At 34.7% G+C, this 22,279-nt stretch carries 18 protein-coding genes and 1 tRNA gene; 9 read left to right on the forward strand and 10 right to left on the reverse strand.

What is annotated here, in order from left to right:
• Nucleotides 1-832: 832 nt before the first annotated feature.
• Together mnmG and ybeY are read right to left on the reverse strand one after the other, a co-directional pair.
• Nucleotides 833-2,710: a tRNA uridine-5-carboxymethylaminomethyl(34) synthesis enzyme MnmG gene (mnmG, locus tag HX049_RS07455; protein ID WP_286415137.1), complete on the reverse strand. Its 1,878-nt coding sequence runs from the start codon at nt 2,708-2,710 to the stop codon at nt 833-835.
• Between the two features lie 42 nt (nt 2,711-2,752).
• Entirely contained in the window at nt 2,753-3,172 is a 420-nt protein-coding gene (gene ybeY / locus HX049_RS07460) for an rRNA maturation RNase YbeY (protein WP_286415139.1), read from the reverse strand.
• A gap of 2,836 nt (nt 3,173-6,008) precedes the next feature.
• On the opposite strand from ybeY, the gene gltX reads away from it, so the two are divergent.
• The 3 genes from gltX to HX049_RS07475 all read left to right on the forward strand — a co-directional run bounded on the left by gltX (nt 6,009) and on the right by HX049_RS07475 (nt 9,209).
• Complete coding sequence (gltX, locus tag HX049_RS07465) at nt 6,009-7,523, forward strand: glutamate--tRNA ligase (RefSeq protein ID WP_131540373.1); 1,515 nt, start codon at nt 6,009-6,011, stop codon at nt 7,521-7,523.
• Between the two features lie 110 nt (nt 7,524-7,633).
• On the forward strand, nt 7,634-8,149 hold the full coding sequence (locus tag HX049_RS07470; protein ID WP_286415142.1) for a hypothetical protein: 516 nt from the start codon (nt 7,634-7,636) through the stop codon (nt 8,147-8,149).
• A 73-nt stretch (nt 8,150-8,222) separates the two neighbouring features.
• The gene (locus tag HX049_RS07475) at nt 8,223-9,209 is read left to right on the forward strand and encodes an SPFH domain-containing protein (protein ID WP_006257943.1); all 987 of its coding nucleotides are present in this window, start codon (nt 8,223-8,225) and stop codon (nt 9,207-9,209) included.
• 46 nt (nt 9,210-9,255) lie between these two features.
• On the opposite strand, the gene HX049_RS07480 is transcribed toward HX049_RS07475, so the two are convergent.
• The 4 genes from HX049_RS07480 to HX049_RS07495 all read right to left on the reverse strand — a co-directional run bounded on the left by HX049_RS07480 (nt 9,256) and on the right by HX049_RS07495 (nt 12,018).
• Entirely contained in the window at nt 9,256-9,507 is a 252-nt protein-coding gene (locus HX049_RS07480; protein ID WP_006257944.1) for a DUF6327 family protein, read from the reverse strand.
• Between the two features lie 10 nt (nt 9,508-9,517).
• The gene (locus HX049_RS07485; RefSeq protein ID WP_025125990.1) at nt 9,518-9,868 is read right to left on the reverse strand and encodes a phage holin family protein; all 351 of its coding nucleotides are present in this window, start codon (nt 9,866-9,868) and stop codon (nt 9,518-9,520) included.
• Between the two features lie 18 nt (nt 9,869-9,886).
• The gene (locus HX049_RS07490) at nt 9,887-10,228 is read right to left on the reverse strand and encodes a YtxH domain-containing protein (RefSeq protein ID WP_286415143.1); all 342 of its coding nucleotides are present in this window, start codon (nt 10,226-10,228) and stop codon (nt 9,887-9,889) included.
• Nucleotides 10,229-10,335: 107 nt separating this feature from the next.
• Nucleotides 10,336-12,018 carry a glutamine--tRNA ligase/YqeY domain fusion protein gene (locus tag HX049_RS07495; RefSeq protein WP_006260462.1) on the reverse strand — a complete coding sequence of 561 codons (1,683 nt, stop codon included), beginning with the start codon at nt 12,016-12,018 and terminating at the stop codon, nt 10,336-10,338.
• Nucleotides 12,019-12,146: 128 nt separating this feature from the next.
• On the opposite strand from HX049_RS07495, the gene folB reads away from it, so the two are divergent.
• Together folB and HX049_RS07505 are read left to right on the forward strand one after the other, a co-directional pair.
• Nucleotides 12,147-12,503 (forward strand): dihydroneopterin aldolase, encoded by a 357-nt coding sequence (folB, locus tag HX049_RS07500; RefSeq protein ID WP_006257948.1) that lies wholly within the window; start codon nt 12,147-12,149, stop codon nt 12,501-12,503.
• An 88-nt stretch (nt 12,504-12,591) separates the two neighbouring features.
• Nucleotides 12,592-12,662, forward strand: a tRNA-Cys gene (locus HX049_RS07505).
• Nucleotides 12,663-12,766: 104 nt separating this feature from the next.
• Here HX049_RS07505 and HX049_RS07510 read toward each other — a convergent pair.
• The 3 genes from HX049_RS07510 to rnr all read right to left on the reverse strand — a co-directional run bounded on the left by HX049_RS07510 (nt 12,767) and on the right by rnr (nt 16,388).
• Nucleotides 12,767-13,450 carry a LysE family translocator gene (locus HX049_RS07510; RefSeq protein WP_006265999.1) on the reverse strand — a complete coding sequence of 228 codons (684 nt, stop codon included), beginning with the start codon at nt 13,448-13,450 and terminating at the stop codon, nt 12,767-12,769.
• Between the two features lie 90 nt (nt 13,451-13,540).
• Nucleotides 13,541-14,209: a head GIN domain-containing protein gene (locus HX049_RS07515; RefSeq protein WP_131540366.1), complete on the reverse strand. Its 669-nt coding sequence runs from the start codon at nt 14,207-14,209 to the stop codon at nt 13,541-13,543.
• Nucleotide 14,210: 1 nt separating this feature from the next.
• Nucleotides 14,211-16,388 (reverse strand): ribonuclease R, encoded by a 2,178-nt coding sequence (rnr, locus tag HX049_RS07520; RefSeq protein WP_286415145.1) that lies wholly within the window; start codon nt 16,386-16,388, stop codon nt 14,211-14,213.
• A 760-nt stretch (nt 16,389-17,148) separates the two neighbouring features.
• On the opposite strand from rnr, the gene HX049_RS07525 reads away from it, so the two are divergent.
• Together HX049_RS07525 and rpiB are read left to right on the forward strand one after the other, a co-directional pair.
• A complete protein-coding gene (locus HX049_RS07525; RefSeq protein ID WP_286415146.1) occupies nt 17,149-18,762 on the forward strand; it encodes an AMP-binding protein in 1,614 nt (537 codons plus the stop codon).
• A gap of 48 nt (nt 18,763-18,810) precedes the next feature.
• Entirely contained in the window at nt 18,811-19,242 is a 432-nt protein-coding gene (gene rpiB / locus HX049_RS07530; protein WP_006257955.1) for a ribose 5-phosphate isomerase B, read from the forward strand.
• Nucleotides 19,243-19,306: 64 nt separating this feature from the next.
• On the opposite strand, the gene HX049_RS07535 is transcribed toward rpiB, so the two are convergent.
• On the reverse strand, nt 19,307-20,452 hold the full coding sequence (locus HX049_RS07535) for an Atu1372/SO_1960 family protein (protein WP_286415148.1): 1,146 nt from the start codon (nt 20,450-20,452) through the stop codon (nt 19,307-19,309).
• Nucleotides 20,453-20,518: 66 nt separating this feature from the next.
• On the opposite strand from HX049_RS07535, the gene HX049_RS07540 reads away from it, so the two are divergent.
• Both HX049_RS07540 and HX049_RS07545 read left to right on the forward strand, forming a co-directional pair.
• Nucleotides 20,519-21,319 (forward strand): AraC family transcriptional regulator, encoded by an 801-nt coding sequence (locus HX049_RS07540; RefSeq protein WP_286415150.1) that lies wholly within the window; start codon nt 20,519-20,521, stop codon nt 21,317-21,319.
• Nucleotides 21,320-21,392: 73 nt separating this feature from the next.
• Nucleotides 21,393-22,022: a hypothetical protein gene (locus HX049_RS07545; RefSeq protein ID WP_286415151.1), complete on the forward strand. Its 630-nt coding sequence runs from the start codon at nt 21,393-21,395 to the stop codon at nt 22,020-22,022.
• The last annotated feature ends 257 nt before the right edge of the window (nt 22,023-22,279 follow it).

Consider the following 22,279-nt stretch of genomic DNA (forward strand, 5'->3'; position numbering starts at 1 on the left):
AAACCACAAAAAAATAATGACCTAATTAAATGGAATTTTAAAATAAAAAAAGATAGAACCAAAGCCCAAAAAGAATAATTCAAGTTATTATTTAACTTCAAATAACTACCCTAAGCAATTCACTTAAAAAACAAAAAGCAATAAACTAAATCAATCATCCTAAACAATTACTCTAACTAAAAATATAAAATAAAGAACTAGATAGTTTCTTTCCTAAGTTTCGTTAAACTTCATTTTGATTCTTAAAAATAGTCAAGTTAGATAGACTAATAACACATAAAATTATTGCATAATATTATCCCCTACTCTCTACATAAAAAATGATATAAGACAACCAAGATGATTATATATAAATATAAACTCTTACGAATAATCTACTTTCTTTTTTCTACTCCAATTAGTACTATGTAGTAAAATTATATGATCACTATGAAAGTAAATAAACATCTACATAAGACCACTTTCTAATATAGTATTAAGGTCTAAACTAATCCTCTTATTTTAAAGAAAGAAAAAACTAAAGCATCAAATACCATCTACTCAACACCACTATTAAAGTTAAATCACAAGAGTATTAGACGATCCCTTACAATACAAAACACAATAATTATAGAGCGCATACTACATCTATAAGTGCTAATAATAACCCAAAAATAAGTACTCTGAACTTTACAGATCATGCACTATATCTCTACCTACTCTATGCCTTAATGTATGTACCTGCTACACTACTTCTATACTATTCTATACAGCTACATCCATAAAAAAAGGTTGGTATGTTCCACGTGGAACATACCAACCTTCTATATTTATTCAAAGCTTTTAAAGTTACTTATCTTCCCATGTGGATTAACAAGATAGAGATATCTGTAGGTGTTACACCACTGATACGAGAAGCTTGAGAAATCGTAATAGGTCTAATATTTTTAAGCTTCTCACGTGACTCAAATGATAGAGATACTATCTTATCATAATCAAAATTAGCAGGGATTCTCACATCCTCCAGCCTATTAAGTTTGTCAGCATTATTCTTTTCTTTCTCTATATACCCAGAGTATTTTACTTGGATTTCTGCTTGCTCTATGATCTCCTGATCAAGATCATGTTCCTCTATATACGTCTTTACCTTTTCGAATTTAAGGATATCTTCTAGCTCGATTTGTGGACGAGAGAATACCTTAAACATCTTATCAGGTTGACTCATTAGAGACGATCCTTTCTCTTCTAAAATAGGATTAGCCTCCTCTGTTTTTACACTTGTTTCTTTAAAGAATTGAACGAAGTTTTCTGCTTCAGTCTGCTTATGCTCCATTCTTCTCATACGTTCTTCAGACGCTAAACCTAGCTCATAAGACTTCGGTGTTAATCTAAAGTCAGCATTATCTTGACGTAATAAGGTACGGTATTCTGCACGAGATGTAAACATTCTATAAGGCTCTTCTGTCCCCTTCGTGATTAGATCATCTATTAATACACCTATATATGCTTCGTCTCTTCTAAGGATTAACTCCCCTTCTTCTCTTACTTTTAAAGCAGCATTCATACCAGCCATTAGCCCTTGCGCAGCTGCCTCTTCATAACCTGTAGTACCGTTGATTTGTCCAGCGAAATATAGTCCTTCTACAAGCTTAGTTTCAAGCGTATGCTTTAACTGTGTAGGTGGAAAATAATCGTATTCGATAGCATATCCAGGTCTAAATATCTTAGCATTCTCAAACCCAGCTACCGAACGTAGAGCCTTAAACTGTACCTCCTCTGGTAGTGAAGTAGAGAATCCATTTACATAGATCTCACAAGTATTCCACCCCTCAGGCTCTACGAATATTTGGTGTCTATCTTTATCTGCAAAGCGGTTAATCTTATCTTCTATCGACGGACAATAACGTGGTCCTATACTCTTAATTCTACCCGTAAACATCGGAGAACGATCAAATCCTTCTCTTAATAAATCGTGTACTTCAGGAGAAGTATACGTCATGTAACAGTCTCTTTGTTGAACTAATGGTTGTGTCACATCTAAGTACGAGAACTTAGAAGGGTTAATATCTCCCCCTTGCACTTCCATCTTACTATAATCTAATGATCGACCATCTACCCTAGGAGGTGTACCTGTCTTCATTCTTCCAGAAGTAAAACCAGCTTTCACAAGATCTTCTGTTATACCGTAAGCAGCACCCTCACCTGCTCTACCACCACCGAACTGTTTTTCTCCGATGTGGATAAGCCCATTTAAGAATGTACCATTCGTTAAAATAACTGTCTTAGCTTTTATTTCTAACCCAAGATTAGTTACTACACCTTCGATCTTATGATTCTTAATAATCAAAGATTTTACCATATCCTGATAAAAATCAAGGTTAGGCGTACCCTCTAACATAAGCCTCCAAGTCTCAGAAAAACGCATACGGTCAGACTGTACTCTAGGAGACCACATAGCTGGTCCTTTGGATTTATTAAGCATCTTAAACTGGATCGCAGTCTTATCTGACACGATACCAGAATACCCTCCTAATGCATCTATCTCTCTTACGATTTGCCCTTTTGCGATACCTCCCATTGCAGGATTACAAGACATCTGAGCGATGTTCTGCAAACTCATTGTAATCAATAAAGTTTTAGAACCCATATTTGCAGCAGCAGCAGCAGCTTCAGAACCAGCGTGCCCACCACCTACTACTATTACATCATATTTATCAGCGAATATACTCATTGTTCCACGTGAAACATTAAAATTAAAATACTCGAAAAAACACTATTGTTCCACGTGGAACATAGCCATTTTCTCTTCTTCTTTACTACGCATTAAGCGTTCATCCTCTGGAGATTTATCCTTATAACCACAATAATGTAAGACACCATGAGACATAACTCTCAGTAACTCAACGTCAAAATCAACATTAAAGTCCTTAGCATTATCGCGTACTCTTTCTATAGATAAAAAGATGTCACCAGAGACAATCTTTCCTTCACAATAATCAAAACTGATAATATCTGTCAATGTATCATGATCTAAATACTTAACATTAATCTCATGTAAGTAAGCATCATCACAAAATATATAACTGATATCTCCAGGGATCAATCCTTCTGAAGTCACTATCTCCTCTATCCAATCTTCATAATTAGTCTCATTAACTAACTGAAAATCAGTTTCATAGTTAAAAAATATCATTCTTTTTCTCTATTAAAAAATAATTGTTGCAAAGGTACACGGAAAAATAAAAAATAGACTTAAAAAGCCCTTAAAATATCAAATTTACAAACTAAATACACAGATAGTTAATTCGTTAGCCTCTTATAGCTAAAACCGGACTCAAAAAGCCTCAGCTAATCCAAAACAACGCGCTTAGCTTTTGATATTTAATACCAACTCTTGATGAGAATAATATATTGAAATTATACAGCGATGTTTTCTTGTATAAAAAAACTTTTATAAAATATACCCCCATACCATCTTCCAAAGTTACGCAAATAGAAAACCAAACTCCTACTTAGATCGATAACAATTAGAAAAAAATCTAGTGATACAAAAACAACGCACTACTACTACTCTATTTTTTTTCACGTGAAACAAAAAAGAAAATATGACAATCTCAACGCGTCACTTTTTACAATTCAACATTAAAATAAAAATATGAACCATCGGAAAATAAAAATAACAAAAAAAGTTAAAAATCTGCTCTTCTCATATTTTCGATAAAACGTACCAATGGCCAGGAAAAAAAATATACGCGATTCTCAGGGCGTTGAAAAAATAGACTAAAAACAAAGAAATTTAATTCTCTTAAAATTTATCCTTCATACAAACTCATATTTTCAAGAAACTAAATCTAAAACTCGAATATTCAAATCTGGTAACATATATCCCATCCAGTAAAAAACAGAAAAATACAACTTAATAAAATCTACTCCACTAAACCGAAAAAATTAGTAATGTCTAAAATCAATCCACTGAAAAAAGAAAAATATAAAAACTTCTAAAAATGTTCCACGAGGAACAATTAGCTCCTCATCAATAAAGACTCAAGAAACAAAAAAACAAAATCTAAAAACACAAAGATTTACACTATTGAAAAAAAAACATAAATATCACCTGGATCATAAAATCAGATTACACCATCAGAGATTTTGATTAACAAGAAAACAACTTACCTCCTAAAATTCTCAGTCAAAAAAAATGATCACCGAAATGAAAAATATAGAATAAAAGTTCTAAAATAACTCCTCTAATCTAACCTAAAAAACACATTGAAAAAACGCGCGATAATACACCCAAAAAACTACACAAAAAAGGTTACAAAAACAGAGTCAAATTTTACTAAAAACAACCTCTTATAATTTAGATATTTTACCCTACTTCCGCTGTCAGAAAATATACGCAAATTACAAGCCGATATTTCGGAATGTTCCACGAGGAACAATCCCTCTCTTTTAAAAAAACAACCTCCTATATTTTTAGTATAACAACCAGCTACTCTATCAAAAAAATATAAGCAAACCTCAGAGGCTTAAAAAATGTTGACCGTCATCTTACTTATTCCTTCTCTAAAAAACAACGCCTTATAATTTCAATATTTCACACTCAACAATACATAATACCAAATATGAAAAACAAAAACACTTATCAACGTTATTAACAACTATCATATATATAAATAGATTTTTTAAAATTTTAAAATAAACTAATAGTATAGTATTGTCTGTTAATATGTACAATAACTTTTCTCTATAAATTCTATAAAATCAATTATTAATACTTATCAACAGGTTGTTAATTCACAAATCATTTAAAATAAATAGTTTAGACTGGTTATTAACAAGAGACTTTTTCGTTATCAACAGTTATTTTTAGATAAATGAGGGTGTGTAAAACTGTTCACAACCTATACTTTTGATCTTAATATCCACACAATATGTTTTAGAAAATAAATTTGCAAATATGTGTGCATGAGCTGTATTGTAATTTTTTTGAAATAAACAAAAAATACTTTTTTTAAACTTTTTACAGTTATCAACACAAATTGTTAGTTCTTAGTTTGTTTAATATCAGTGTTATACTGTTTCTTATTAACAATGGAGTGTATGGAGATAAATAGCTGTATTATAATACATTATAAAATATAGTAAACTTAGTTACTATCTCTGTTTTAGCACCTTTTGTACTCCTAATAGAGGTTATAAACAGAGTTTCGATTGTATTTTTGAGTTCAAAATTAAGTGTCCCGAGGTAATTATTGGGGTTAGTCACTTTGTGAAATTTGGGGTAAGATTGGGTAGATTACATACTCATTTTTCAGGTATGGAGAGGAGTTTTTTTATCCATGATGGACGTTAGAATGAAGTACTTTTTTAAGATTTTTACATTGTTTTTACTTCTTATTTTTTTACCGAATAGATGAATTTTTGAGGAAAATATTCTCTCTATTTTCACTTTTAGACATGCTTTTTTTACTGTTATTTTTGCCCTTATTTTAGATATTTTGGTGATGTATTTTGACCTAGTTTTTGATGTGTTTTTTGAGGGTTAAAAACGCGTTTTTTTCACTTTAAAAAAGGATGTTTTTTTGTCTAATTTGGATTAACAATATTTCTGAATTGTTAGTTTCTACTAGATGAAAATGTAGTGTATTTAGTTAGTAGATTGTTCGGGTAGAAATTTGGTACGGTTCGGTAAAAAACCTTCTAGCCCAAGTAAATACTGGGTATTACCGAACACTATCCGAACAGATTTATTTTGAATTCATATAACAGGTTTATTTAGTGTTAGTTAGGTGTTTTAAATATAAGCAATTAAGATCAAAATAATCATAGTAGGTCATTATGATCAAAGAAGGTCATTCTTAGTCAGTTTGGTTTGCATATATATAATATAGGTGTATCTTAATGATAATGTACTCCTATATATAAGGTGTGAGATTTGATAGATTTCGGCTTTGTATAAAATATTATACTAAATATCAATAGATAAATGACCTTAGTATTTATCTTTGTAAAAAATTTAAAACAAAATGGCTAAGCAAGTTCGCGTGCGTTTTGCACCAAGTCCAACAGGACCATTACACATTGGTGGCGTAAGAACCGCATTATTCAATTATTTATTCGCTAAAAAGCACAACGGAGTATTCTATATCAGAATAGAGGATACTGACCAAAATCGTTTTGTACCAGGAGCTGAGGCTTATATATTAGAAGCTTTAGAATGGTTAGGGATTTCACCTGATGAGACTATCGGTAAGAATGAAAAGTTCGGACCTTATAGACAGAGTGAACGCAAGGAATTGTACAAACAATATGCTGATCAGCTGATCGAAAGTGGATGGGCATACTACGCTTTTGATACTGCTGAAGAATTAGACGAATTAAGAAAAGTAGCTGAAGCAGAAGGAAAGACATTTATATATAATCATACAAATAGAGAGCAGCTGAGCACTTCTCTTAAATTAAGTAAAGAAGAAGTGGATGCTAAGATAGCTAATGGTGAGGCTTATGTTATCCGCTTTAAGACTCCTGTAGGAGAGACTTTACATCTAAAAGATATTATCAGAGGTGATATCAAGTTCGAAACGAGCTTATTAGATGATAAAGTGTTGTATAAAAGTGACGGAATGCCGACATATCACTTAGCTAATATCGTGGATGACCATCTTATGGAGACATCACACGTGATTAGAGGTGAAGAGTGGTTACCTTCTCTTCCACTACACGAGTTGTTATACAAAGCGTTCGGATGGGAAGCTCCTGAGTTCGCTCACCTTCCTCTAATCCTTAAGCCAGTAGGTAACGGTAAGTTATCTAAGCGCGATGGAGATAAACTAGGATTCCCTGTGTTCCCATTAGATTGGCAAGATCCTACATCTGGTGAGAAATCTTCTGGATATAGAGAGAGAGGATTCTACCCTGAGACTGTGGTGAACTTCCTAGCTTTACTAGGATGGAATGACGGTACAGATCAAGAGATTTTCTCATTAGAAGAGCTAGTAGAGAAGTTCGATTTAACACGTGTACACAAGGCAGGTGCTAAGTTTGACCCAGAGAAGAATAAATGGTTTAATCAGCACTATCTGAAACTACAAAGCGATGCTGACTTAGCTAAGGCATACCAAGTAATCTTAAAAGAGAACGGTATCGAGGCGACAGATGCTTATGTAGAGAAAGTAGTAGGATTAATCAAAGAGAGAGCAACATTCGTAGCTGATTTCTATGAGTTGAGTGATTTCTTCTTCATAAAGCCAACAGAATACGATGCTAAGGCATTAAAGAATTGGAAAGAAGATACCTCTGATATTATGACACAAGTGTCTGATGTAATAAAAGGTATTGAGGCATTCGAAGCGAAGAATATAGAGTCTATCGTGAAGGATTGGATCAATGAGCAAGGTATCGGAATGGGCAAAGTGATGCAACCACTTCGCCTTAGTCTAGTAGGTGCTGTGAAGGGGCCAGACTTATTTGACATCATCGAGATGATCGGTAAAGAGGAAACTTTAGAAAGATTAGCTATCGCTGTAGAAGCGAATAAATAAGATATAGAAGAGGTCTGAACATCGTTTAGGCCTCTTTTTTTATTATTATATATTCTGTGATATTTTGGATATAAATGCCTAAATTTAGGTGTGTATTAAAACGTAATGCTATGAAAAAGGTCAGTTATATTATTTTATTTCTATTCGCGGGTTTAGTATTTAATAGTTGTTCTAGTGATGACAATGGAGGATCTAACGCTGAGAGCGAATGGATAAAATTTGTTCAAAAGCACTTGATTGGGGAATGGACACCTCAGCAGATAGACGTAAAACCTCTTATAGGACAGGCAGTATTTAGCTCTCCTTATCCTCATACTCCTAGCTGTAATAAAGATGTATTAGTACTCCAAAAAGACTTTACAGGTAACTTCGATCACTATGTACAGGGCTGTCAAATGGGCAAAACTAACTTTAAATGGAATCATAGACTAGGTGAACTTAGTTTTACGCTAGAGAATGGTACTGAGATACCTATGATCTTATTAAAAAAGTCAGAGAAGGTACTTGTACTAGCGATACCTGCTAAGGCTGTAAAAGAATATCTGATTCCTTTATTTCCAGAAATAGAGTATGTAGAAGATAGTCAATTGAACCTGCTTTTTGCTAATATTATACTGACAAAGTAATAAAGAATGAATTATTCTTTTAAATAAGAATATAAATATTTATTTTAACAGAATAATTCATAAAAATTGCACTATGACACCAATGTACTTTATAGTCGGAGCGGTAATTATATTGTTACTTCTTGGCTTTTTTACAGTGAAGCAGCAGTCAGCTGTGATCATTGAACGATTCGGAAGATTTAATAGTATTAGACATTCTGGATTACAAATCAAAATACCTTTTGTGGATAGAAAGGCAGGAGTGGTAAATCTTCGTATCCAACAATTAGATGTATTAATCGAGACTAAAACGAAAGATAACGTATTCGTTAAACTGAAAGTTTCTATTCAGTTTAAGGTTATCCAAGATAGAGTAGAAGATGCGTTCTACAAGCTAGAATATCCTCATGACCAGATTACTTCGTATGTATTCGACGTAGTGCGTGCAGAAGTACCTAAGCTGATCTTAGATGATGTGTTCGAGCGAAAAGATAATATCGCTATCGCGGTGAAACGCGAATTAAATGAAGCGATGACAACGTACGGATATGATATCATCAATACACTTATCACGGATATCGACCCTGATATCCAGGTAAAAAATGCGATGAACCGTATTAATGCGGCGGATAGAGAGAAAGTAGCTGCAGAGTATGAAGCAGAAGCAAGTAGAATCCGCATCGTAGCGAAAGCAAAAGCTGAGGCTGAATCTAAGCGCTTACAAGGACAGGGTATCGCTGATCAACGTAGAGAGATCGCACAAGGACTGGTAGAGAGTGTGGATGTATTAAATAAAGTAGGTATTAACTCACAAGAAGCTTCTGCGCTAATCGTGGTGACACAACACTATGATACGTTACAGTCTGTAGGAGCTGATAGCCGTTCTAACTTAATCCTATTACCAAATGCACCATCAGCAGCGAGCGATATGCTTACGAATATGGTAGCTTCATTTGCAGCTAGTAGCAAGATAAAAGAAATGAGTACTGTAGAAGGTGTTTCTAAGCGTTCTGAGGACTTTTCTTCTAAAGAATATAATGATTACTCATCAAGCTATGAAGATGGCTTAGAAGATGAATAAATACAAAAAGGGCTCCATCTAGATGGAGCCCTTTCTTATTGAAAAACTATTTGTTTTTAGTTCTATTCTTAAAGAAGTATTTTAAAGCAGTTGTTATTAAAAACGCTTGAATATTACTCGAACCTTTTACATAAGATGTAACTGAGCCTAATGTATTTCTAACGACTCTATCAGGTGATAATTCTGTTTTTATATTATCTACTGCTCTAAAGACTTTGTGATAGTGTATATCTTTTTTCAGTTTTAGAACTTCTAGATCATATTTGATTTCTTCAAAAGAAGAATAAGACTTTCTCATCGTACCAGTTTTAATCGTTAAATATTATCTCAGATAACTTTCTAAGAAATGGTTTCTCTACTAGAGGTTTTCTAAATAGATAAGCTAATACAGCTATCAGCATATAGAATGCTGCTACTAGTAAAAAACCTAGAGCTGTACTCTCAAGACAAGCTGCTAAAGCATAAGCTGCAAATAAAGATAAGAAAAGTAGAGACATCATAACAAACAGACATACTAGAAGTAAAGTCATAAACTTGCTCCCAGCTTTGGCTGTAATCTTAAACCCCCATAAGCGATAGTAATCTAAACTAGTATTAATAAACTCTTCAGAGTTAGTCTTAATGTCGTCTAGATTCTCTTTTATATCTTTAAATGCCATTTCTTATATACTACTTGATTACTTCTTAGCGTTTTCAGCTATACTGTTTCCTTTAGACTTTAACTCTGCTAATTTTTTTTCTAAAGCAGCGATTACGTCGTCTTTTTTGTCTTCTGTATGAGCTAAAAATTCATCAAATCCAGCTTCGAAATCTTGTTTCTTTTTTGCTACAGTTTGACGTACTTGTTTTTTTAATTCATCAATTTTATCACTTAAATCATCTTTTGACTCATTAAATGTTTTTTTGATTTTTTTACGTGTTTTTTTTCCTTCGTCAGGTGCAAATAATATTCCTAAACCTGCTCCTACTACTACTCCAGCTAATACTGCGATAGCTGTATTTCCTAATTGATTTGACATAGCTTTTAATTTTTAAAATGATTAATACTCTAAGATATAAAAAAAGCAGTGTTTTAACCGTTAATTTTTAGTTAAAACACTGCTTTTGTGTAGTTTTTATCGAAGTATTACTTTTGTTCTACTTTTGCCCAAGTATCTCTTAAACCTACGGTTTTATTGAATACTAGTGCTTCTGGAGTACTGTTTTTATCTACACAGAAATAGCCTAAACGTTGGAATTGGAATTTATCTCCTTCTACTGCTGTACTTAGACTTGGTTCTAGATATCCTTTCACTACCTCTAAAGAGTTAGGATTGATAAAATCTAAGAAGTCTACCTCTTTATTACCATCAGGGTTCTCATCTACGAATAGACGGTCATAGATACGCACTTCTGCTTCTACTGCATGAGGTACAGATACCCAGTGTATAGTTCCTTTTACTTTTCGTTTGCTCGCTTCAGATCCACTACCACTTCTACTGTCAGCATCATAAGTAGCGTGTATTTCAGTGATGTTGCCATTCTCATCTTTTACTACGCTTTCACCTTTGATGATATAAGCATTTTTAAGACGTACTTCTTTTCCTAAAGTCAATCTAAAGAATTTGCTATTCGCTTCTTCTTTGAAGTCTTCTCTTTCGATATAAAGCTCTTTAGAGAAAGGCACTTTACGGAAAGTCATTACTTCTTCTTCAGGGTTATTCTCTGCATCTAGCCACTCTTCTTGTCCTTCAGGATAGTTAGTGATTACTAGTTTTACAGGATCTAATACTGCCATCACACGAGGAGCTATCTTATTAAGGTCTTCTCTGATGCAGAATTCTAATAGAGATACATCGATAAGATTATCACGCTTAGCGATACCTATCGTATCAGCATAGTTTCTAATAGAAGCTGCTGTGTATCCTCTTCTTCTCAGTCCTGATATCGTAGACATACGTGGGTCATCCCATCCTGTCACGTGTCCTTCGCTTACTAGACGAGCTAGCTTACGCTTACTTACTACTGTATGTGATAAGTTTCTTCTAGCGAATTCGCGTTGTTTAGGTCTGATATTATTCTCATCTACCACTTGATCTAAGAACCAATCATATAACTCTCTGTGAGGTAAGAACTCTAATGTACAGAATGAATGTGAGATGCTCTCTAAGTAATCACTCTCTCCGTGAGCCCAGTCATACATAGGGTATATACACCAGTCATTATTCGTTCTGTGGTGTGCTTTTTTCATGATTCTATACATGATAGGATCACGCATAAGCATATTTGTATGTGCCATGTCTATCTTAGCACGTAAAATATGAGTTCCTTCTTCAAATTCGCCATTCTTCATTCTTTCGAATAAATCAAGGTTCTCTTCTACAGATCTATTTCTATATGGACTATCTACACCTACTGTAGATGGAGTACCTTTTTGCTGAGCCATTTCTTCAGAAGTTTGGCTATCAACATAAGCTTTACCGTCCTTAATCATTTGGACAGCCCAGTCGTATAGCTGTTGGAAATAGTCAGATGCATAAACTTCATTTGCCCATTTGTACCCTAGCCACTCTACGTCTTGCTTGATTGCGTCAACAAACTCCTGTTCTTCTTTAGAAGGATTGGTATCATCAAAGCGCAAGTTCACAGGCGCATTGTATTTAAGACCTAATCCAAAGTTTAAACAAATAGAACTCGCGTGACCTAAATGCAAATAACCATTAGGCTCAGGCGGAAAACGGAAATGAAGTTTTTCTGTTGGCAAACCATTCTTGATATCTTCTTCAATGATTTGCTCAATAAAGTTTAATGATTTCTCTTTTGTTGACATGGAAATAATTATTATAACTACAAAGGTATCAAAAAACTAATCAAAAGCTGATAGTCTTTTAGCATATTATGAATTATAGGAGGCAAATAATTTGTACTTTTAGCCATTATTAAACAAACAAATGTGTTATGGGAATAATTAGATTAAACAATATTAGAACGTTTTCTTTTCATGGATGTATGGATGAAGAGGCAAAAATAGGTTCGGATTACCGAGTAGATTTAATTGCGAAAGGAGATTTTACGATGGCTGCTTCTACAGATGATTTGAAACATTCTATAGACTACGTTCACTTAAATACAATCGTGAAGGAAGAAATGGCTATTCGATCTAAGTTATTAGAGCATGTAGCACAACGAATCATCGATAGAGTAATCCTAGAAATAAGAATGGTAGAAGAAATAACAGTATTAGTCTCTAAAATAAACCCTCCTGTAGGTGGTGATGTAGAATATGTAACTGTTGAAATGCAAGGAGTTAGATAATATCGTCTTGAATTGTTGTAAAAAAGTACATTAATTGGTTTTGAAATATCAAAATATTTAGTAAGTTTGCAATCCAATTCAAGGACAAGGCTTCGTGTCCGAGTGGCTAGGAAGCGGTCTGCAAAACCGTCTACAGCGGTTCGAATCCGCTCGAAGCCTCAACTAAAGGATAGTGAAATCACTATCCTTTTTTTATGCATTATAGTTAACGTTATTCGTATTATAAAAAGAAAGGACTTAGTAATTTACTAAGTCCTTTCTTTTTATTTCTTACTCTCTAGATTAGGTAGAGGGAGGTTAATATGATTATCTGCAGATTTTGGAAGTATTCCTTTAATCATAATGACTAGTCCGAATACCATAATAACAATACTGCTTATTTTTTTTATCTTTAAGATATTGGTTGCTGTAAGCTTTTCGCGTAGTTTTTTTGCTAAGAATATCTTGAAAAGATCTGTAACGAAGTACGCTAGAATAGTGAACCCAAAGAAGGTAAACATCTTATTAGGATTCATATCCATCTGCGGACCTAATGTTATGATAATCCCTAACCAAAAACCGAGTACTCCTACATTGATAAAATTAAGTAGGAACCCTTTTGCAAATAAGTTTAAGTATTCACGTCTTAGATTAGGAGGGGCTATTTGTAAGGTTTGTACTTGTACCTTTTTTAGTTTGATAAAAGAGATAATCCCATAAGTAAGCATAATCATTCCACCAAAAAGGAATAGTGCAGGGTCATCCTTTATCGCATTGATTAATTTAAAGCTACTAAAGAACGCTATAGCGAAGAATACCGCATCAGCTAATATAACACCTATATCGAAAGCTATAGCTGCCTTAAACCCTCTTGTAATACTTGTCTCAATAAGAATAAAAAAAACAGGTCCTATCATAAAACTCAGAAAGAATCCAAGAGTGACACCTGTTAATAAATCATCAAACATCTTATATAATTAAAAAATGCCAATTCTAGAATTGGCATTTATTCATAATCTTTTGCAAGATACATTTTTTTGTATAAAAACGTATTATTACTAATCTACTTTTTTAATTACTCCACCTAGAACATTCTTTTCATTAATGGTTTTAGGGTTTCCATGAACTCTGATTTCTCCACCTGCTCTAACCTTTGCCTCTACTAATTCAGTAGCTCTTACTTCTGCAACACCGCCAGCATTCACGGTAACAATAGTTTGATTTGTTTCTAGGTTTTGACTCTTTACTTTAGCACCAGAACTATTCAGTACATCTTGTACATTTGCTTTTCCTTCTAGTGTAATAACTGAACCCGCACTTGATTTAACAATTGCTTTGTCTACATCTATATTTAGATTAATCATTCCACCAGTCTTCGCATTTATAGTTAGCGTAGTTGCTTTGATAGGAGTTTCTCCTTTTATAGTAGCTCCTTCACCTGCTACTACTTCAGATAGCTTGTTGTAATATAGTTTTACTTTGATATCATCTCCTTGAAAACTATTTACGAAGTTCATCTTTATTTTTAATGCTCCGTTCTTGTTTACTACGTTTACATAGTCTTCTTTATCTCCTTCAATTTCTATTTTGCCCTCTTCTCCAGGAACTAAAGTTACTGAAATTTGATCAAAAACATTAACTTTTGAAAAGTCTCCTATTGATTTCGTTTTTTGTGCAAAAGAAATTGTACTTGCCATTACAGCAATGAATAAAACGATTTTTTTCATCTTAGTTTACCTTTTTAATATAGTTGAAATCTAATTGTTTTTTTACAAGATCTGCATTCTTAACAGTAACGATAACCTCATCACCTAGTTGAAGCATCTTTTTCGTTGCTTGTCCTACTAATGCATATTGTTTCTCTTCGAATACGTAATAGTCTTCTTTTATTTCTCTAATACGCACCATACCTTCACATTTATTATCTACTATCTCTACATAGATACCCCATTCTGTAACACCTGATATAACACCCAAGAATTCTGTACCTTGCTGATCTTGCATATACTTCACTTGCATATATTTGATACTATCTCTTTCTGCATTAGCAGCTAGGTTCTCTCTAGAAGAACAGTGTGAACATTTTACTTCATATAACTCTGGATTTACGTTGTCACCATGGTCTAAATAATGTTGTAATAATCTATGAGCCATTACGTCAGGATAACGACGAATAGGTGATGTAAAGTGTGAGTAGTAATCAAACGCTAATCCATAGTGCCCAATATTATTCGTAGAATAACTCGCTTTACTCATACATCTAATCGCTAGAGTATCTACTAAGTTTTGTTCTTTTTTACCTTCTACATCTTTTAGAAGTTTGTTTATAGACTTAGAGATGCTAGACTTAGACTTAAAGTTAATATTATGTCCAAAACGTGCAATCACAGTCTGAAGACCAAATAACTTCTCTTGATCTGGTTCGTCGTGAATACGATATACGAATGTTTTCTTTTGTTTACCAATAAACTCAGATACTTTTCTATTTGCTAATAACATGAATTCCTCAATCAAATGATTAGCTTCTTTTGATTGCTTAAAGAATACACCTACTGGCTCAGCAGCTTCGTTTAGGTTAAACTTAACCTCTACTTTATCAAAAGAAATAGCACCATCTGACATACGGTTCTTACGCATGATCATCGCTAATTCATTTAGCTTTAATACTGCATCAGCTACTTCTTCACTTATTTCTTGATCTTCTCCTGTAAGTGAGATATCAGCAGGAATAACTCTGTCTTTAGAATCAATGATATACTGAGCTTCTTCGTAAGCCATACGTTGGTCTGAATGCGTTACAGTACGACCAAACCATTTGTTTCTGATTTCTGCTTTATCGTCTAATTCAAATACAGCAGAGAAGGTATATTTATCTTCATTTGGTCTTAACGAACAAGCAAAGTTAGATAACACCTCAGGTAACATAGGTACAGTTCTATCTACTAAATACACAGAAGTAGCTCTGTTATAAGCCTCTTCATCTAGGATAGTACCTTCTTTTACATAGTGAGATACGTCAGCGATGTGAATACCTATTTCGTAGAATCCATTTTCTAGTTGTCTGAATGATAAAGCGTCATCGAAGTCTTTTGCATCTTTAGGGTCAATCGTGAACGTAAGAATATCACGCATATCTCTACGCTTCGCTATTTCCTCTTCAGTGATAGAAGTATCTAAGTGATTAGCATAGTCATCTACTTCTTTAGGAAATTCAGCTGTTAATCCATATTCAGCTAAAATAGCGTGTATTTCAGTATTGTGCTCTCCTTGTTTACCAAGTACTTTCATCACTTTACCGAATGGACTATCTGCTTTCTCTGGCCAATCTTCTATTTCTACTACGACTACATCTCCATCACGTGCCTCTCCTACTTTTTCTTTGGGAACAAATATATCTGTGTACATCTTAGCATCTGCAGTAGATACGAAAGCAAAGTTCTTCTGAATCTCAATAACTCCTACAAATTGTTTTTTGTGTCTTTCTAAGATTTCTACTACTTCTCCTTCAGGTTTTTTACCTTTTCGTTTGTTGTAGATATAGGCTTTAACGAAGTCACCATCTAAAGCCTTGTTTAGGTTATTTGTTGGGATAAATACATCATCCTCTACTCCTTCTACTACTAGATAAGCAGTCTTACGAGAAGTCATATCGATATAACCTTCTACATAATTTGCTTTAGGGATGAATCTGTATTTACCAGTTTCGATCTCTTCTATTTTTCCTTTCGAGATAAGGTGTTTAAGCTCTTTGATAATCTCATTTCTACCTTGAGTATCGTTTATTTCTAATTGAGCAGCGATCTGTTTATAGTTATACGTTTTAGTCGTATTCTTAGATAAGAATTTTAATATTTTTGGAGCAAAGTCAAATGCTTTACTCTTTTTATGTTTAATTTTTTTTGTCATTTTCTAATTCATTATGTTTACCTAAAATAGGGTTGGTAATTATCCTTAAATGTACGAATTACTAACTGTTTTATCCTATTTTTTAGTAATATTTTAATTTGATTGTTTTAATCAGCGATAATATTTCTTCTTTTGTAGCTAAGTTTTTAAAGAAATAGGTCGAGAAATAACTCTTTTAGAGAAAGGAAGGTAGAGTTATTTAATACTTATATTTTATCGTTGATCAGTACACTGTACTCTCATTGCTTTAAGTACGTTTGATTCTGCAAATTTATAATGTTCTAGTTTATTTTCCAAAAACTCCCTAAAAAGAGAAATAGAATAATATAAAAAGCAAGAATAAGGTTCTTCGATATCCTATTCTTGCTTTACAATACATTTCTTTAACGTAGTTTGACAGTGAGGTAGGTAAGGTCTAATCCATACAGGAAATTACCATTATAGTACTAGCTTTTATTAATATCGTTTTTTTCTACCATTGATTATAGTTGCCTCATCTTCATCTTTTTTAATTATACCTGGAGAGGTACTATAAAGTTGCTGATTTATAATATGTTATATATTGTCGTCTTCTCCGTATTTATAGTATTAGTTACTTATTTGTTTGACTAAGAGAAGGGAGTTAGAGAATAGAATAATTTTTTGAGAATAATGATGCCTTTTATGTACTACTGCTAAGATTCTTTATAGCAATTAATTATATAAAGTGAATTGTATATAAAATTTCGTACTTTAGAAAAACCAACAAAAAACTATATTTATGAATACTATTTCTTATGTGCATGGTGCATCTGATACACCATTGTTAGGAGAAACCATAGGACAGAATCTAAAAAAGATAACAGATCGATACCCCAAAAATGAGGCATTAGTCAGCGTTCATCAAGGATTCAGAGCAACGTATCAAGAGTTCTATAACCTTACTACTCAAGTTGCAAAAGCATTATTAGCGCACAATATACAGAAAGGAGATCGCGTAGGGATATGGGCACCCAACTGTTATGAATGGGTGCTTATGCAGTATGCTACTGCTCGTATAGGTGTGATATTAGTTAATATTAACCCTGCTTATCGAGCACATGAGATCGAGTTTGCGGTTAATCAATCTGAAATATCCCTTATCGTATCTGCTCCAAGTTTTAAAAGTAGCGATTATAGGAAGATCATCTCCTTGATTTTTGAAGATTGTCCTTCGTTAAAAGAAGTTGTTTTCTTAGGAGAAGAATGGGATACTTTCTTATCAGATAGCGATCAAATAACGGATGGAGAACTAGCCATTATAGAAGACTCTGTACAGTTCGGAGAAGCTGTTAATATACAGTATACTTCAGGGACTACTGGTTTCCCTAAAGGAGTAACCCTTACACATCATAATATCCTAAACAACGGTTATTTTATCGGCAAGCGTTTAAAGTACACTACAGTAGATAGAGTCTGTATTCCTGTGCCTTTTTATCACTGTTTTGGGATGGTTATAGGCAATCTGTGTTGTACCTCTCATGGAGCTACGATCGTTATTCCAAATGACGGATTTGACCCAGCTAAGACTCTTCAGGTAGTACAAGACGAGAAGTGTACTTCATTATATGGAGTGCCTACTATGTTTATCGCTGAGCTACAGTTGCCAGACTTTAAAGAGTATGACCTTACCTCTTTGAGAACGGGAGTGATGGCTGGCTCACTGTGTCCTGAGCAAGTAATGCGTCGCGTGAAGACAGAGATGAATATGGAGGAAGTAAGTATCTGCTACGGTATGACTGAGACTTCACCTGTATCTACCCAAACGCATATCGGTATTGATATTGTCAAACAGACAACTACGGTAGGAACTGTACAAGACCATCTAGAAATCAAAATTATAGACCCAGAAACAGGTAGAATAGTTCCTAGAGGAGAAGCAGGCGAACTGTGTACACGTGGGTATTCAGTGATGCTGAAATATTGGAATAATCGTACACTCACTTCTGAAGTATTAGATGAGAACAGATGGATGCATACAGGAGACTTGGCTACTATGGATGATCAAGGGTATATTTCGATTACAGGGCGTATTAAAGACCTTATTATTCGCGGAGGGGAGAATATATCTCCGAAGTGGATAGAAGACTTCTTATACACCCATCCCTCTATTGCAGATGTGCAGGTTATCGGGGTTCCAGATGAGAAATATGGAGAAGAGATTATGGCGTGGGTAATCTTAAAACCAGGCATAACCTTGACAGGTGAAGAATTAAAAGGCTTCTGTACGGAGAAGATAGCCCACTTCAGAATACCGAAGTATTGGAAGTTCGTATCAGAATTTCCAATGACCATATCAGGTAAGGTAAGAAAAGTAGAGATGAGACAAATAGCAGTGGAAGAATTAGGGCTGTAGAAAAGATTTATTCTTAACTTTGTACAAAATTATTCAACACAACACACAATGAAAATAGCAATCGGAAATGATCACGCGGGACCTGAATACAAAAAGGCTATCGTTAAGTATCTAGAAGAAAAAGGATTTACAGTAACTAATTATGGGACAGATGATTTTTCGTCTGTTGACTATCCAGATTTTGGACATAAAGTAGCTACAGATGTAGAAGAAGGTAAAGTTGATTTCGGTATCGTAATCTGTGGAAGCGGAAACGGTATAGCGATGACTGCTAATAAACATCAAGGTGTGCGTTGTGCCCTTTGTTGGACAAAAGAGATTGCTGAGTTAGCAAGATTGCACAATGATGCTAATGTGATCAGTATCCCTGCTCGTTATACTTCTATAGAGCAAGCTGTAGCGATGGTAGAGACTTTCTTAAACACAGCTTTCGAAGGTGGAAGACACCAGAATAGAGTGAACAAGATTACTTGTGCCTAAACAAGTTTTAATAATATAGAAAAGTCCATAATTAGCATTATGGACTTTTTTATTTTGTATACTATTACTCTATTTCGAAGATAGCTTGTATCTCTACCGCAGAGTTGACCGGTACAGAAGTAGCACCTAGAGTACCTCTAGCATGTTTGCCCTTCTCTCCAAATATTGCTACGGATAAGTCTGATGCCACATTCATGAGATTAGCGTGCTGAGCGTAGTCAGGAGTGGTGTTGAATATTCCTGTTAGCTGTACGGTTTTCTTTACTCTGTTGAGGTCACCATCTACAGCTAATTTAAGCACCGCGATTACATTTAGCATCGTCTGTTCAGTCGCTTGCTTTGCTTGTTCTTCTGTAACATCTACACCTACCTTACCAGGATATAATATTTGGCCATCCTTTAAGGCTACCTGATTGATGAATATTAGATTTCCACTGCGTGAGTAAGGCGTGTAGTTTCCCACAGGATTAGGCGCTACAGGCAGTATGATGTTTTTTTGTTTAAGCGTAGTTTCTACATCAGTGACTACTTGTTTAGGAGTGCTTTCCTCTTTCTTCTGAAAAGTTCCTTTTAGGGCTTTGGCAACTTTGGCGAAGTTTTGACCTTGCGTATAAGCGATTAGCAGTTCACTTTCGCTGGGACGTTGTACCGTTTTGTTTGAAGCAAGGCTACTGGCTCCCAAGACACTATTGCCTTGAGGGATACTATTATCCAGCTTCTCCGTAGCTCTAATGCCATTCGGTACGAGTATCATCCCATGTACTGCTAAGCTGTTCCAGAACGACTGCAATGCGAGCTCCTTCCCTGCTCCGCTACCAGCAGACATAAATACGGCTGTAGGCATTCCCTCTAGGGCATGAGCAGTCCACAGATCTACAGTCTTCGCGAGAAAGGCACTCATCGGAGTACTGATATTGCCAAAATATACAGGAGACCCCCATACGATGCCATTATAAGTAGGTAGCTCCTCAGGAGTAGCTATCTGTAGATCACTTAATAGTGCATTTGCTGAAGGTTGTACTAGTTTTATAGTCGCCTCTGCGTGAGGGTTGCTTTCTATTCCCTTAGCGATTTCTTGTGCCATTCTATACGTACCACCTGTATCAGAGTGGATAAGTACTAATATTTTGGTTAGGGTGTCTTTTGCCATGATCTGTGTTGTTGTGAAGAGTAATGCACAAGTGATTAGTGCAGTATATAATGCTTTCATATTAATTATTTAAAGTATAATCACAAAGGTATGCCTGCAGTTTATATTATATTTGTCAAAAAATATATGCAAAACGCCAATATCAAATGTGGATTGACCGAGAAACTCTTAGGAGTATATGATGATACTAATGAGGTACAGGCGTATGTATGGTATGAAGACAACTTCGTTCACGATGAGTATCAGCACGCTCATCAGCGATATCAGCTCACCTACGTAGAACAGGGCTATCAGTACCTTCATGTAGATAACTGTATCTATCTAGTCCCTCAGTATCACATAGCATGGATACCTTCAGGACAGCAGCACGCTACTACCTCTACAGCGAAGGATATTAATCTTAAAGTACTGTTGTATAAAGAGGTGCCAGCTGACTCATTCTATGATCAAGTGCACATCTTCCCTGCTCCTACTGTGCTGAGGGAGATGCTACAGTATGCGACAAAGTGGAATAGAGTAATCGAGACAGAATTAGAGAAAGAACAGTTCTTACAGGCTATTCTTATGAGTTTAAAATCGTTCTGTGAAGAGAATCAATCGCTCCAATTACCTATTCCTACCGATCATAGGTTAATACCTGTATGCACTTATATCAATGAGCATCTTACCTCAACGCTAGACTTAGATGAACTAGCCAGTATCTCTACCATGTCTGTGCGCAATCTACAGCGCCTGTTCAAACTAGAGACGGGTATCACTCTACAGAAATACCTTCAGATCATCCGCATCTTGAAGAGTATAGAGCTAATAGATACAAGAGAATTTATCTTGAGTGAAATCGCTTTTAAAGTAGGTTATAAAAGCTTAGTGGCTTTTAGAAACTCCTATTTTGACATAGTGAAAGTATATCCTAAAATTAAAAAATAAGGGTATACACCCCTGACAAAAGGTTGTCACTACCCTACTCTACCTTTGCTCCATAATCTTAACAATATACAGAATGATACGCTTAAGTAATGCATCAGTGTGTGCGATGGAGTTCACCAGTTTTAGAAAGAAATCAACAGTAAGTGATGACGAATTATTAGTTGCAGTAGCCCGATTTGAGCGTCAATTGGCGCAGGTAGAAGGTATTGTCTATCATACCTTAGTTCGCAACTATGATAACGAGTATGCTAATGTGCTGTTCGCTACTTCTATGGAGGTGATTAAGACCTTAGAAACAGTGATAGGAAACACCAAAGAAACCCAAGACTTCTTCAGTATGGTAGACATGAGTACAGTGCAGGTAGAGTATCACCAGATAAACAAGTCTAACTTCACAGTGCCTTCCTACTTTGGTTGTATAGAGAATGGTAAGTTTTCTCTTAAAGATACTACCCAAGCCTCTACTCTATTATCTGCTTCGTATGCTGTAGAACAAGCTTATCTCAATGCTTTCGAGAACACCAAAGGGCACTTTATCTCCACTCGTGGCGATAACCAATATGCCGAAATCGTATTAGGTCATACCTTAGGCAATACGAAGGAGATTTGCTACGGATATTTTGGAAATGAAGCTTGCCTTTCTCTTCTGGAGCTAATCGAAGAGAGTAGTATGCATTTAGGTTTTTGGTATGTGGTGGGATAATTATAAGATTAGTTGAAGGTCTAACTATTTTTATTGGGTACTTAAGCCCTATTTGAGCTGTTTTCTATTTATTTAGTTAGTAGATTGTTTGGGTACGAGTTTGGTATTGTTTTGAAAACAGGCTCTCATCTCAAGTAAACACTGGGAATTACCGAACACTATCAAAACAAAATAAAAGCGATTATTTGTTATATGTTGATTATTAGTGTTTTGTTTGTTTTTTGAATGATTATAATTGATCAAAAAGGGATAATTAG

It is taken from the genome of Myroides odoratimimus (genome assembly GCF_030326305.1).
Classification (GTDB): domain Bacteria; phylum Bacteroidota; class Bacteroidia; order Flavobacteriales; family Flavobacteriaceae; genus Flavobacterium; species Flavobacterium odoratimimum_A.

Coding starts and splice junctions, on each gene's coding strand:
- mnmG (WP_286415137.1), bottom strand. CDS start 2,710: ATGAGTATATTCGCTGATAAATATGATGTAATAGTAGTAGGTGGTGGG.
- ybeY (WP_286415139.1), bottom strand. CDS start 3,172: ATGATATTTTTTAACTATGAAACTGATTTTCAGTTAGTTAATGAGACT.
- gltX (WP_131540373.1), top strand. CDS start 6,009: ATGGCTAAGCAAGTTCGCGTGCGTTTTGCACCAAGTCCAACAGGACCA.
- HX049_RS07470 (WP_286415142.1), top strand. CDS start 7,634: ATGAAAAAGGTCAGTTATATTATTTTATTTCTATTCGCGGGTTTAGTA.
- HX049_RS07475 (WP_006257943.1), top strand. CDS start 8,223: ATGACACCAATGTACTTTATAGTCGGAGCGGTAATTATATTGTTACTT.
- HX049_RS07480 (WP_006257944.1), bottom strand. CDS start 9,507: ATGAGAAAGTCTTATTCTTCTTTTGAAGAAATCAAATATGATCTAGAA.
- HX049_RS07485 (WP_025125990.1), bottom strand. CDS start 9,868: ATGGCATTTAAAGATATAAAAGAGAATCTAGACGACATTAAGACTAAC.
- HX049_RS07490 (WP_286415143.1), bottom strand. CDS start 10,228: ATGTCAAATCAATTAGGAAATACAGCTATCGCAGTATTAGCTGGAGTA.
- HX049_RS07495 (WP_006260462.1), bottom strand. CDS start 12,018: ATGTCAACAAAAGAGAAATCATTAAACTTTATTGAGCAAATCATTGAA.
- folB (WP_006257948.1), top strand. CDS start 12,147: ATGGGAATAATTAGATTAAACAATATTAGAACGTTTTCTTTTCATGGA.
- HX049_RS07510 (WP_006265999.1), bottom strand. CDS start 13,450: ATGTTTGATGATTTATTAACAGGTGTCACTCTTGGATTCTTTCTGAGT.
- HX049_RS07515 (WP_131540366.1), bottom strand. CDS start 14,209: ATGAAAAAAATCGTTTTATTCATTGCTGTAATGGCAAGTACAATTTCT.
- rnr (WP_286415145.1), bottom strand. CDS start 16,388: ATGACAAAAAAAATTAAACATAAAAAGAGTAAAGCATTTGACTTTGCT.
- HX049_RS07525 (WP_286415146.1), top strand. CDS start 17,149: ATGAATACTATTTCTTATGTGCATGGTGCATCTGATACACCATTGTTA.
- rpiB (WP_006257955.1), top strand. CDS start 18,811: ATGAAAATAGCAATCGGAAATGATCACGCGGGACCTGAATACAAAAAG.
- HX049_RS07535 (WP_286415148.1), bottom strand. CDS start 20,452: ATGAAAGCATTATATACTGCACTAATCACTTGTGCATTACTCTTCACA.
- HX049_RS07540 (WP_286415150.1), top strand. CDS start 20,519: ATGCAAAACGCCAATATCAAATGTGGATTGACCGAGAAACTCTTAGGA.
- HX049_RS07545 (WP_286415151.1), top strand. CDS start 21,393: ATGATACGCTTAAGTAATGCATCAGTGTGTGCGATGGAGTTCACCAGT.